This window comes from Sulfitobacter sp. LC.270.F.C4 (genome assembly GCF_032922545.1).
GTDB classification, from domain to species: domain Bacteria; phylum Pseudomonadota; class Alphaproteobacteria; order Rhodobacterales; family Rhodobacteraceae; genus Sulfitobacter; species Sulfitobacter profundi.
In genome coordinates this window covers 2,529,835-2,542,007 of sequence record NZ_CP136692.1, presented here as the reverse complement: position 1 = coordinate 2,542,007, position 12,173 = coordinate 2,529,835, and the positions used below count along the sequence as shown (strand labels likewise).

At 62.0% G+C, this 12,173-nt stretch carries 12 protein-coding genes; 7 read left to right on the top strand and 5 right to left on the bottom strand.

Going from position 1 to position 12,173, the window contains the following annotated elements; all coding sequences use genetic code 11:
- Positions 1-52 precede the first annotated feature (52 nt).
- Positions 53-1,000, bottom strand: a complete 948-nt coding sequence (locus R1T45_RS16270; RefSeq protein WP_317389604.1) for an alpha/beta hydrolase — start codon at positions 998-1,000, stop codon at positions 53-55.
- Positions 1,000-1,290, bottom strand: a complete 291-nt coding sequence (locus R1T45_RS16265; RefSeq protein ID WP_067262473.1) for an SCP2 sterol-binding domain-containing protein — start codon at positions 1,288-1,290, stop codon at positions 1,000-1,002. Before R1T45_RS16265 ends, R1T45_RS16270 begins: the two co-directional genes overlap by 1 nt.
- 74 nt (positions 1,291-1,364) lie before the next feature.
- On the opposite strand from R1T45_RS16265, the gene R1T45_RS16260 reads away from it, so the two are divergent.
- The 5 genes from R1T45_RS16260 to R1T45_RS16240 all read left to right on the top strand — a co-directional run bounded on the left by R1T45_RS16260 (position 1,365) and on the right by R1T45_RS16240 (position 6,521).
- Positions 1,365-1,922: a tetratricopeptide repeat protein gene (locus tag R1T45_RS16260; RefSeq protein ID WP_317389603.1), complete on the top strand. Its 558-nt coding sequence runs from the start codon at positions 1,365-1,367 to the stop codon at positions 1,920-1,922.
- A gap of 15 nt (positions 1,923-1,937) precedes the next feature.
- Complete coding sequence (locus tag R1T45_RS16255; protein ID WP_317389602.1) at positions 1,938-4,922, top strand: helicase-related protein; 2,985 nt, start codon at positions 1,938-1,940, stop codon at positions 4,920-4,922.
- Positions 4,923-5,306, top strand: a complete 384-nt coding sequence (locus R1T45_RS16250; RefSeq protein ID WP_317389601.1) for an RNA-binding S4 domain-containing protein — start codon at positions 4,923-4,925, stop codon at positions 5,304-5,306.
- 52 nt (positions 5,307-5,358) lie between these two features.
- Positions 5,359-5,694: a ferredoxin FdxA gene (gene fdxA / locus R1T45_RS16245; protein WP_067262482.1), complete on the top strand. Its 336-nt coding sequence runs from the start codon at positions 5,359-5,361 to the stop codon at positions 5,692-5,694.
- 314 nt (positions 5,695-6,008) lie between these two features.
- Entirely contained in the window at positions 6,009-6,521 is a 513-nt protein-coding gene (locus R1T45_RS16240; protein WP_007120274.1) for a CarD family transcriptional regulator, read from the top strand.
- Between the two features lie 52 nt (positions 6,522-6,573).
- Here R1T45_RS16240 and cobS read toward each other — a convergent pair whose 3' ends face one another.
- Positions 6,574-7,380 (bottom strand): adenosylcobinamide-GDP ribazoletransferase, encoded by an 807-nt coding sequence (cobS, locus tag R1T45_RS16235; RefSeq protein WP_317389600.1) that lies wholly within the window; start codon positions 7,378-7,380, stop codon positions 6,574-6,576.
- A gap of 79 nt (positions 7,381-7,459) precedes the next feature.
- Here cobS and cobT point away from each other — a divergent pair, with 79 nt between their 5' ends.
- Positions 7,460-8,473: a nicotinate-nucleotide--dimethylbenzimidazole phosphoribosyltransferase gene (gene cobT / locus R1T45_RS16230; RefSeq protein ID WP_317389599.1), complete on the top strand. Its 1,014-nt coding sequence runs from the start codon at positions 7,460-7,462 to the stop codon at positions 8,471-8,473.
- A 44-nt stretch (positions 8,474-8,517) separates the two neighbouring features.
- Here cobT and R1T45_RS16225 read toward each other — a convergent pair whose 3' ends face one another.
- Together R1T45_RS16225 and R1T45_RS16220 are read right to left on the bottom strand one after the other, a co-directional pair.
- Complete coding sequence (locus R1T45_RS16225; RefSeq protein WP_317389598.1) at positions 8,518-10,431, bottom strand: monovalent cation:proton antiporter-2 (CPA2) family protein; 1,914 nt, start codon at positions 10,429-10,431, stop codon at positions 8,518-8,520.
- A gap of 18 nt (positions 10,432-10,449) precedes the next feature.
- On the bottom strand, positions 10,450-10,905 hold the full coding sequence (locus R1T45_RS16220) for an Lrp/AsnC family transcriptional regulator (protein ID WP_067626139.1): 456 nt from the start codon (positions 10,903-10,905) through the stop codon (positions 10,450-10,452).
- A 138-nt stretch (positions 10,906-11,043) separates the two neighbouring features.
- Between R1T45_RS16220 and hppD the strand changes: the two genes are divergently transcribed.
- Positions 11,044-12,138, top strand: a complete 1,095-nt coding sequence (hppD, locus tag R1T45_RS16215) for a 4-hydroxyphenylpyruvate dioxygenase (protein ID WP_317389597.1) — start codon at positions 11,044-11,046, stop codon at positions 12,136-12,138.
- The last annotated feature ends 35 nt before the right edge of the window (positions 12,139-12,173 follow it).

Here is a 12,173-nt window from a genome sequence, read left to right as displayed (position 1 = left end):
GCAATCTAGGCGGCGCGGGCCGATTGCACAGAAAAATGACGCCTGGGCCGGGTTAACCGGCGATATTGCCCAGATAGAGCTTTTCCAACCCGTCGAAGATCGGCTTGCGCAGCTCCGGCCTCTCCAACAGCACCTCATGCTCGCCGCCCGGAACAATCTCTAGCCGCCCGCCTTTCCACTGCGCCATGCGCCTGTGCACCCGGTCGGTGGCGACGATACGCTCGTTGCTGCCAAGGTAGGTAACGCAAGGAATGTTGGGCGCGGACCGCCCGGCGAGGTGCTTCGTCTCGGCCAGCGCCTCGCGCAGCCAGACGAAGCTGGGGCCACCAAGGCTAAGCTCAGGATGGGCGGCCAGTTGATCGCGCATCATGTCGTACATCTGCGGGTCGGTGGTCAGCAGGTTGTCGTCGAAAGGGGCGATGGCGGGGTAGGCTTCGATCTTGGTGCCCGGCGGCAAGCGGTGGCCCTGTCCGACCCGGGGCATGAACTGCGCCAAGGACCAAGCAACGGCGCGCAGGTGCGGGACAACATAGATGCCCCACATCGGGCCCGTGAAAGCGACGGCCTGCACCGGCAGCCCCTCCATCACGGCGCGCAGCCCGATGCAGCCCCCCATGGAGTGCGCCAGCAGGAAATAGGGCCGCGGCAGGTTCAGGCTGCGCGCGGCGCGCAGCATGGCGGCAACGTCTTTTTGATAGTCGCTGAAAACATCCACATGGCCGATGCGGGTATCTGGCAGTAGCCGGTCCGACAGACCCTGACCGCGCCAGTCAATCGCCATGGTGGCAAGGCCGCGCCGCGCGAAGTCGGCGGCGCAAAGCCCGTATTTTTCAATATATTCGGTCCGCCCGGGGAACAGCAGCACCGTGCCGCGCGCCCCGGCGCAGGGCCAATGACCCAGCCTGATCCGCTTGCCATCCGATGTCTCGGCCCAATGGGCTTGGCCCCCCTCGGGGCCGGGGGCGATATCGGTAAAAAGCGGGGCCGGGTCCAGCTGCATCAGCCGAGCACAGCAGCGAGCTTCATCGCCATGCCCATGTCGCCGTCGATCTTGAGCTTACCGGTCATGAAAGCGGAGGTCGGGTTGGTGTCGCCTTCGAGGATGGATTGGAAGGTTTCGGCGTCGGCGCTGAGCGTCACATCCGCTTCTTCGTCAGCAGCGCGGGCGCCGTTTTCGTCCATCATCACGGTGCCTTCGCCTTCGATGTCGAACTTGGCCGTGCCGTCAAAATCGCTGCCGGCCAGCTTTTCGTTCAGCACTACAACCGCTTCGTTCACAATATCGCTCATCGCTCGCCCTTTTTTGGCATTTGGCCCCGCTACGTCTGGAATTGCGGCGGCAGCCTGTTACATTCAGTTTTGTTATGCGCATCATACCCGTCAACCTCAAACATACCGTTGCGGCAGTTGGTGGCTTTGTGTTGCTTGCGGGCATGGCCGTGGCCGAGGGGGCGCTGCCTGAGCTTATGCAAAAGCTGCGCGAGGCCCCGGCGGCCGAAGCCCCCAGAATCGCCCATGAGATCGAAGCGCATTGGCAGCGGTCCGGCTCGGCCTCGATGGATTTGCTGCTGTCGCGAGGGCGCGAAGCGATGGCAAATGGCGACAGCCGGTTGGCGATTGAGCATTTGACTGCGCTGACCGATCACGCGCCCGAGTTTGCCGAAGGGTTCCACACGCGGGCGCAGGCCTATTATGCGGCCAACCTCTATGGTCCCGCGCTGGATGATCTGGAACGGACGCTGGCGCTGAACCCCAACAACTACAACGCGATCTTCGGGCTTGCCGTGATGATACAGGAGTTCGGAGATCTGGGCCGCGCGGCGGAGCTGTACCGCAGGGCGCTCGCCCTCAACCCGCATCACGATGACGCTCGGTCGGCCCTTGAGGGGCTGCGCAGGGACGGCATCGGGCGCGAGCTTTAATTCAAGGATAAACAGGTGGCAGGCAATAAGCGTGTCGTGGCCGTTCTCGGCCCGACAAATACCGGTAAGACGACCTATGCAATCGAGCGGATGCTGGCGCATCGCACCGGGGTGATCGGCCTGCCGCTGCGGCTGTTGGCACGCGAGGTCTATGACCGGATCGTCAAGGCGCGGGGCCCGTCGGTCGTGGCGCTGGTCACGGGTGAAGAGCGGATCGTGCCGCCGCGCACGCAATACTGGGTCTGCACCGTTGAGGCGATGCCCCAAGAGATGGGCGCGGATTTCGTGGCCATTGATGAGATCCAGCTCTGCGCCGACCCCGAGCGGGGCCATGTGTTCACCGACCGCTTGCTGCGGGCGCGTGGTCTGCATGAGACCTTGTTCATGGGGTCTGATACGATGCGCGGCACCATCGCGGCGCTGGTTCCGGGTGTCGATTTCATGCGCCGCGACCGGATGAGCGAATTGGTCTATTCTGGTCAGAAAAAGATAAGCCGAATGAAGCCGCGCAGCGCGATCGTGGGGTTTTCGGTTGAGAATGTATATGCCATCGCCGAACTGATCCGCCGCCAAAAGGGCGGTGCAGCCGTGGTGATGGGCGCACTTTCCCCGCGCACGCGCAATGCGCAGGTAGAGATGTACCAGAACGGAGAAGTCGACTATCTGGTCGCCACCGATGCCATCGGCATGGGGCTTAACCTAGACGTTGATCACGTGGCCTTCTCGGCGCTTTCCAAATTCGACGGGCGTCGCATGCGGCCGCTGGCCCCGAATGAGTTGGCGCAGATCGCGGGCCGGGCGGGGCGCGGGTTTAAGTCCGGCACCTTCGGCACCACCGGAGATGCGCCTGCGCTGGACGATCACGTGGCCCGCGCGATCATGGATCACAACTTTACCCCGCAGAACAAAGTGAACTGGCGCAACCACGCTCTGCAGTTCGGCAGCATCGATCGGCTGATCCAGACGCTGGAATTGCCCCCCGAGGACGAGCGGTTGGTGCGGGCGCGTGAATCCGATGATCTGCGGGCCTTGAAAGCGCTGGCGCAGGTCGACGAAGTTTTTGCCCGCGCCACCGACGGCGCTTCGGTGCGGCTACTTTGGGATGTCTGCCGTATTCCCGACTTTCGCGGCATCAGCCACGCGGAACATGCGGGGCTTTTAGAGACCATTTTTAACGACCTGCACCAGCGCGGATATATCCCCGACGATTGGCTTGGGCGACAAATCAAGAGAATTGATCGAACCGATGGCGACATTGATGCGTTGTCCAAACGACTCGCGTTTATTCGCACATGGACCTACGTTGCGCAGCGCAAAGGCTGGACAAAGGACGAAAGCCATTGGCGCGACACGACGCGTGTCGTAGAAGACCGCTTGTCGGACGCTCTGCATGAGCGTTTGACTCAAAGATTTGTAGATCGGCGCACATCCGTATTGCTGCGCCGGCTTGGACAGAAGGAAGCCATGGTGGCCGATGTAAACGAGACCGGTGAAGTCACCGTTGAAGGTGAATTTGTAGGCAAGCTGGACGGGTTCCGCTTTCGGGTGGACAAGGGCGCAGGCGCGGCCGAGGACAAGACGGTGAAAACCGCCGCATTGCAGGCCTTGGCTCCGCAGTTCCATCTGCGTGCCGACCGGTTCTACAACGCACCCGATACCGAGATCGATTTCACCGAACAGGGCGGCCTGATGTGGGGCAGCGCTGCGGTTGGTAAACTGACCGCTGGCAGCGACGCGCTGAAGCCGCAGGTCGAGGTTTTCGTCGATGATATCGCCGGTCCCGAAGTGGCGGAGAAGGTGAAGCGCCGTCTGCAGCACTTCATCGACCGCAAGGTTGCCGCATTGTTCGAGCCGCTGCTGGGGCTGAGCAAGGATGAGACGCTGACCGGCTTGGCCCGTGGCTTTGCTTTCCAACTGGTTGAGAATTTCGGCATTCTGCCGCGCGCCCAAGTGGCAGAGGACGTGAAAGCGCTGGATCAAGACGCCCGCGGCGCATTGCGTAAACATGGCATCCGCTTTGGCCAGTTCACTATCTTTATGCCGCTGATGCTCAAGCCTGCGCCGACACGTCTGCGCTTGGTGCTATGGTCGCTCAGCAAGGGCCTGAACGAGTTCCCGGAATCGCCCCCTCCCGGTCTGGTGACCATTCCGGTCGAAACCGGCGCGCCCGAAGGGGCCGACACCATGTCGGGCTACCGCAATGCAGGCAAACGCGCGATCCGCATCGACATGCTGGAGCGTTTGGCCGACATGCTGCGCGCCGAGGATTCCCGTGGTGGGTTCGAAGCCAAGCCTGACATGCTGTCGATCACGGGCATGACGCTTGAGCAATTCGCCGACCTGATGGAGGGCTTGGGGTACAAGGCGGAAAAAGACGAGCGGACCAAGGTGAAACCCGTTGATGTCGTGATGCCGAAAGATGGCAGCCATGATGCAATGGACCCCTCTGCCGATACCAACGTGCCCGAAAAGCTCGACAGCGATCTGCCCGGCGATGACGCGGCAGACAAGCCAATCATGGATGTCGCCGCCGAGGAGCCCGCAGGCGGTATCATCGAAACCCCATCGGATGAGACCAACCCCGACGACCGCCCGGCGGACGTGGCCCAGATGCCCGACGATGGCATTGCGCCTATGGCCGATGTTGCGGCGGAAGACCCCGAGGTCGATACCAACATCCCTGAAGTACCGGCCGAAGAAATTCCGCAGGGCACCGCACCTGACGCCGATGTCGCCGGGCCGGAGTTGGAGACCTATTATATCTTCACTTGGGCGCGCAGCCCGCGCGGCAATGCCGGTGGCAACCGCCGCGGGGGGGACCGTCCTCAGGGGCAGGGCAAGCCGCGTGGCAAGCCCGCCAAGGGCAAGGGGCGCAAGCCCGGTGGTGACAAGGGCGGCAAATCGCAAAACTTCTCTGCGCGTCCGCCGCGCAAGGAAAAGCAGATTGACCCTGATAACCCCTTTGCCGCCGCGCTGATGGGGCTGAAGGACGACAAGTAAGTGGAGGCGGGCGCGAAACTGCGGCTGGACAAATGGCTGTGGCACGCCCGCTTTTTCAAGACTCGCTCGCTCGCTGCCGCTCAGGTGGCGGGCGGCGCGGTTCGGATCAATGGCACCCCCACCCAGAAACGCGCCAGCAATGTTGGCCCCGGTGATGTGCTGACCTTCAGCCAGGGTGATCACGTTCGTGTCATCCGGATCGAGGCAATAGGCCAGCGGCGGGGTCCGGCCCCTGAGGCGCAGGCGCTTTATACCGATCTGTCCCCACCGCAGCCAAAACCAAAGGACAGACAGCCCGAAAATCCCGGTTTTAAGGGAAAGGGCCGCCCGACCAAGCGCGACCGCAGGCAGCTTGATCTTTCTAAGGCACGCCACCTTGAATGATCCCGCGCCCCGGTTTAGCTAGTCCCTCACATACCCAGCCAGAGTTTCCCGCATGACCTATATCGTGAATGACGCCTGCATCGCCTGCAAATACACCGACTGCGTCGAAGTATGTCCGGTGGATTGCTTCTATGAAGGCGAGAACATGCTGGTGATCCACCCCGATGAATGCATCGACTGCGGCGTCTGCGAGCCTGAGTGCCCCGCCGATGCGATCCGCCCGGACACCGAGCCGGACATGGAAAAGTGGGTTGAGTTTAACCGCAAGTATTCCGAGCTTTGGCCCGTCATCATCACCAAGAAAGACCCGCTGCCCGAGGCAGAGGAGATGGACGGCAAAGAGGGCAAGATGGAGCTCTTCTCGGAAAAGCCGGGCGAGGGCGGCTGAGGCCCAACCGATTCGCGCTTTGTTGCCGCTTTGTGACCTCAAGATTTCGGGTTAAACCGCTGGAATGACCGGGAAACCGCCAAGTAGGACTTGGTGTAGCTTTCGGACGGCGTGATTCTGTGCTATGATGTCTTCAAGCTGTAACACACGAGCCTGATAATGTTTCGACCCTGCTGCCAAGGTTGACCTCACATTTCTAAATTAAACGCACCCGATCGCAGGCCGCTCAGGCTGCGCTTCGCATGCGTTTTACGTGCTGTTCAGGTGTCTGAGTTAATGGCGGGGCTTCCCCCGCGCGCCAAGGAGCGACCTATATGACCAAATCGAAAAAGCTTGATTTCCGCCCCAATGAATTCGTCGTCTACCCTGCGCATGGCGTGGGGCAGATCGTCTCGATTGAGGAGCAGGAAGTTGCCGGCATCGCGCTGGAGCTGTTCGTGATTTCCTTTGAGAAAGACAAGATGACCCTGCGGGTGCCGACCCATAAGGCGACCGAAATTGGCATGCGCGCGCTGTCCACGCCCGACGTGATCAACCACGCGATGAAGACCCTCAAGGGCAAGGCCAAGGTCAAGCGCGCCATGTGGTCCCGCCGCGCGCAGGAGTATGAGCAAAAGATCAACTCCGGCGATCTGATTGCTATTGCCGAGGTGGTGCGCGACCTGCACCGCACCGACGACCAGCGCGAGCAGAGCTATTCCGAGCGTCAGCTTTACGAAGCCGCACTTGAGCGTCTGACCCGCGAAGTGGCCGCCGTTTCGGGGGGCGACGAACTCGCCGCCGCGAAACAGGTGGGCGATGTGCTGGAAAGCCGCGTCGCCGCTTAAGAGCGCCGCAGGTTGAGATCATGCCGCGTCCCCTAGGGGCGCGGTTTTTTCGTTAGGGGATGGCCTGCCAGCCGTAGGCCATCATCTGACAGCCTGTTAGCAGGGCAATCTCTGTCACCTGTTGAGACGCGCCCAGAACATCGCCGGTCTGCCCGCCGATCTTGCGTTTGGCGATCTGCCGCACCACCAGCGCCCCGAGCAGCCCCAAAAGCGCCAAGCGCCATGCTGAATAGTCCGGCGCAACCACGATCACCACCACCCCGATCAGCACCGCCACCGCCGTCGCCAATTCGCCGGGGCGGCCGGTGCGGTTTGACAGCCCGTCGCGGCGCACCGTCGGCAGGCTGTCCATCACCCAGACCATCGCGGCGCGTGACCCGCAAGAGGCGATGACCAGCGCCCAGATCAGCGCCTCATCCGTGATCAGTTCGCTGATCAGATACCACCGCAGCAACAGCGACAGCACCAGCGCCACCACGCCGTAGGTGCCGATCACGCTGTCTTTCATGATGCGCAGCCGTTTCTCTGCCGTCCAAGCGCCCCAGAACCCATCGGCGCAATCGGCGAGGCCGTCTTCATGCATCGCCCCGCTCAGCATCACCAACGCAAGCAGCACGAAAGCCGCTGTCAGCGGCGGGGTTGCCCCCATCCGCGTTAACGCCAGCCCCACGGCCCCCGCGATCAGCGCCAGCACAATGCCTACCAGCGGATAGGCCCAAGCGCTGCAGGCCGGTGGGCGCTGCGGCTCGGTCGGGAAGTGGAAATGCGGCAGGGGCAGGCGGGTCAGCAGGGCAAAGGCCACCGCGATGTCGCGAGCGCGAAAGGCGTGCCTTAGGGTGGTGATGTCGGGAATGGCCATTATTTCGCCCCTTCGGCACTTTCAGCGCCGACAGGCTAAGGCTAGAAACGATTGAATATCAATCCGCAAAGGGCCGCATATGAACACGTCTTTCGCCAGTCTTTCCGAATTTCGCAGCCTTCTGCGCGCGATGCCCGATTGCGACAGTACCGCGATGGAAGAGGCGCGCGCCCATGATAGCATCCTCACGAAACCTCCCGGTGCGCTAGGCCGGTTAGAGGAACTGGCGATCTGGTACCGAGGCTGGCGCAGCGGTGCCCGGGCCGAGATTGCAGCGCCTCAGATCATCGTTTTTGCGGGCAACCACGGGGTTGCCGCGCGGGGTGTTTCGGCCTTTCCGGCAGAGGTGACCGCGCAGATGGTGGCGAACTTTCAGCACGGCGGGGCGGCGATCAACCAAATCGCGCGGATGAATGGGGCGAGCCTTGATGTGGTCCCGCTGTCATTGGACAAGCCGACCAAGGATTTCACCGTTGAGCCCGCGATGGACGAGGATGAATTCCTCGAAGCGCTGCGCGCAGGTTGGGAGGCGGTGAACTCCGAGGCCGATCTTTTGGTCGTGGGCGAAATGGGCATCGCCAACACCACCTCTGCCGCTGCCCTTGCCAGCGCGATCTTGGGCGGCGGGGCCGAATTCTGGACCGGGCGGGGCACCGGGGTGGATGATGCGGGCCTGTCGCAGAAAACCGACGTCGTGGCCGAGGGCGTTGCCCTGCACGCGGACAAGGGTGACGGGTTGGAGAGCCTGCGCCGCCTCGGTGGCCGCGAACTGGCCGCGATGGCCGGGGCCATGGCGCGGGCGCGGCAGCTGCGCATTCCGGTGATCCTTGATGGTTTCATCTGCTGTGCCGCCGCGCTTGGCCTTGCGCGCACCACACCGGGCGCGCTGGATCACTGCGTCGCGGGCCACCTCAGCGCGGAAAGCGGCCACCGGCGTCTGCTGGGCGCGATGGACAAGGAGCCGCTGCTGGAGTTGAACCTGCGGCTCGGCGAAGGCTCTGGCGCGGGCTTGGCGATCGGCATCCTTAAGACCGCCCTTGCCTGTCACGCAGGGATGGCCACCTTTGCCGAAGCGGGCGTCAGCGACGCATAGCGCGGTGCCGGGCAGCCCCCCGGAAAGGGGGCTAGCTGCCCGGTTCAGGCGCTTTCCTTGCCCTTGCTTTCACCCAGATTGAGAAAGGCCGTTTCCAAGTCTTTCTGCAATTCTTTCGCCCGGGCGACATAGGCGGCGTTCTGCGAAGGGGGCACATCTGGGCGCCAGAGGGCCGCCAATTCGCGGACCGAATCCCGGTCATGGGCATAGAATAGCTTTTGCGCCTCGTTCGCTTCGAAATCCGAAAGCCCCATGTTTTCCAACACATATCGCCCGGCCCTGAGGGAGCTGTCGAACATCTCGCGCACGATGTCATTCGACCCGGCCTGATAGTGGCGATAGACCTCTTCGCGGTCGCGCGCGCGGCTGACGATATGCACATGCGGGTTCTCCTTGCGCGCGTAGGAGATCAGAGAGACCGCCGATTTCGGGTCATCAAGCGCCACCACCAGCACGCTGGCCTCTTGCAAACCCGCCTTGCGCAGGATGTCGGGCCGCGTCGGATCACCCAAAAAACCTTTGAAGCCAAAGCGCCGCATGACGGCGATGGTCTCGGGGTTGTGGTCCAACACGACGGTTTGAAAGCCGCTGGCCTGTACCATCCGGTTCACCATCTGCCCAAAGCGCCCCACGCCCGCGATGATCACCGGACCGCTGCTGTCGATCTCATCGGCGATGACGGGGGCGCTGTCGTCAAGGCGTCGGCTGATCAGGTCGTGCAGGATAAACAGCAGCGGCGTGATCAGCATGGTCAGCGCCACCACCAGCAAGAGCGTCTCGCCAATCGGGTCGGGCATGACACCGGTGGCGAGGGAGAAGCTGACCAGCACAAAGCCAAACTCCCCGGCCTGCGCGAGTGCCAGCGTAAACAGCCAGCCATCGCGTCCTTTCAGACGGAACAGGCGGCCCAGCACCATGAGGATCAGCGCTTTGACGATGATGACCAAAAGCGCCATGCAGATCAGGATTAGCGGTTTTTCGAACAGCAGGACAAAGTTGATGCCCGCGCCGACGGTGATGAAAAACAGCCCCAAGAGCAGCCCTTTGAAGGGCTCAAGGTCGGTCTCTAGCTCGTGGCGGAATTCGCTGCTGGCCAAGACCACACCGGCGAGGAAGGCACCGAGCGCGGGTGAGAGCCCGACCACCGTCATCAGCGAGGAAATCCCCACCACGATCAGCAGCGCCAGCGCCGTGTACATCTCGCGCAGTTTGGCAAGGTGGATATAGCGGAACACGGGCCGGGTCAGGTAGATGCCGACGAGGATGATCGCCGCTACGGCCCCAATGGTTACCAGCGTCACGCCCCAGCCGGGCAGGCTTTGAACAAAGGTCTGGGCGGCATGGGCGGCGTCATTGCCGTGGCTGGCCTCCGCGCTCAGATGCGCGTTCTCGACCTCTTGGGGATCAAGTGAAATCGCCCCGTTGGGCATGATCCCCCCGGCAAGCCCCGTGGCCAGCAGCGGCAGGAAGGCGAGGATGGGGATCACCGCGATATCTTGGGTCAACAGCACCGAGAAGACGGATCTGCCCCCCTGTGTTCGCATCAATCCCTTTTCCGACAGGGTCTGCAACACGATCGCCGTGGAAGAGAGCGCGAGCGTCAGACCAATCGCCAGCGCCACGCGCCACGGCTGGTCATAGGCCATGGCGATGGCCATCAGCGCCGCTGTCGACAGCAGCACCTGCAGCCCGCCCAAGCCCAAAAGCCGATGCCGCATGTCCCAGAGCGCACGGGGCTCCAGTTCCAACCCGATGAGGAACAGCATCATCACCACGCCGAATTCCGCGAAATGCTGCACGTCCTTCGTCTCGGACCCGACGAGGCCCAGCACCGGGCCGATCAGAATGCCCGCCGCGAGGTAGCCCAGCACCGACCCAAGCCCCAATCGCGCGGCAATCGGCACGGCGATCACGGCGGCAGCCAGATAGACGGAGGCTTGGAACAGGAAACCTTCCATTGCGGTCCTCTCTCAATGTCAGGTGGGCAGCGGCCCGTCCTGTTTCAGTTGGTCCATGACAATCTGGCTATGCACCCGGCTAACGGCCTGATGGGGCAGAAGAACGTCGTGAATGAGCCTGTTCAGGCTCGGCAGATCGTCACAATAGACCCTCAGGAGATAGTCCGCATCCCCCGTCATCGTCCAAACGCTCACAATCTCGGGACGGGTGGCCATAAGCCGCGCAAAGCTGGCCGAATGCTCTGGCCCGTGGGTGCCCAGATGCACCTGCACGAAGCCCTGCACATTAAGCCCCATCCGCACCGGATCGAGCCGCGCATGATAGCCGCGAATATAGCCCTCCGCCTCCAACCGCTGCCGCCTGCGCCCGGCTTGGCTGGAGGATAGGTTGAGCTCTTGGCCCAGTTCCTGCGCCGTGAGGTGGGCGTTTTTTTGCAGTGCCGTCAGCAGCCGCCGATCTGTTTCATCCAACATGATGCGTATTTCCCGCATGGTTTATGGGTAATATGCTCTTCTTGCGCGAAAATTACCAGAACCATGCCGCGAAACGCGCAAACAGCGCGGAACGTGCATCGTATCATGGGCCAAATCCCAAAAGCAGAGGAGACTGACATGGGCCCTTTCCCACATGACGCCCCGAAATCGCAGATCACGGCAGAGAACCCCGCCGGCACCGATGGTTTCGAGTTTGTCGAATTTGCCAGCCCCGACCCGCAGGCGCTGCGCGATGTCTTTACCAAAATGGGCTATGCCCATGTCGCCAATCACAAGACGAAAAAGATCGAACTTTGGCAGCAGGGTGACATCACCTATGTGCTGAACCACGACCCCGAAAGCTTTGCCGCGCGTTTCGTCGAAGAGCATGGCCCCTGCGCACCCTCGATGGGCTGGCGTGTGGTCGATGCACAAAAGGCGTTGGAACATGCGGTCGCCAAGGGGGCCGAGGAATACAAAGGCGATGGCAAGGTGCTGGACGTGCCTGCGATCATGGGGATCGGCGGCTCGCTGATCTATTTCGTTGATCAGTATTACGAAACCTCGCCCTACAATTGGGAATACGACTGGATCGCGACCTCCAAACCCGAGGGCGTTGGGTTCTACTACCTCGATCACCTCACGCATAATGTCCACAAGGGCAATATGGATGTCTGGTTCAAGTTCTACGGCGATCTGTTCAACTTCCGCGAAATTCGCTTCTTTGACATCGAAGGTAAGTTCACCGGCCTCACCAGCCGCGCGCTGACCTCGCCCTGTGGCCGCATTCGCATCCCGATCAACGAAGACCGCGGCGAGACCGGGCAGATCGTGGCCTATCTGAAGAAATACAACGGCGAAGGCATCCAGCATATCGCCGTGGGCGCGCGCGATATCTATGACGCCACGGATGCGATTGCCGACAACGGGCTCAAATTTATGCCCGGCCCGCCCGAGACCTACTACAAGATGAGCAAGGACCGCGTGACCGGCCATGAAGAGCCGCTGGACCGGATGCAGAAACACGGCATCCTGATCGACGGCGAAGGTGTCGTCGACGGGGGCGAGACGCGCATCCTGTTGCAGATTTTCTCGAAAACGGTCATCGGCCCGATCTTTTTTGAGTTTATCGAACGCAAGGGCGATGACGGGTTCGGCGAAGGCAACTTCAAAGCGCTGTTTGAATTGATCGAGCAAGAGCAGATCGACAACGGCGAGCTTGAGACCTCGTAAACAAAGCACATCCGGGAAGGGGTGAAGGGGCGCTT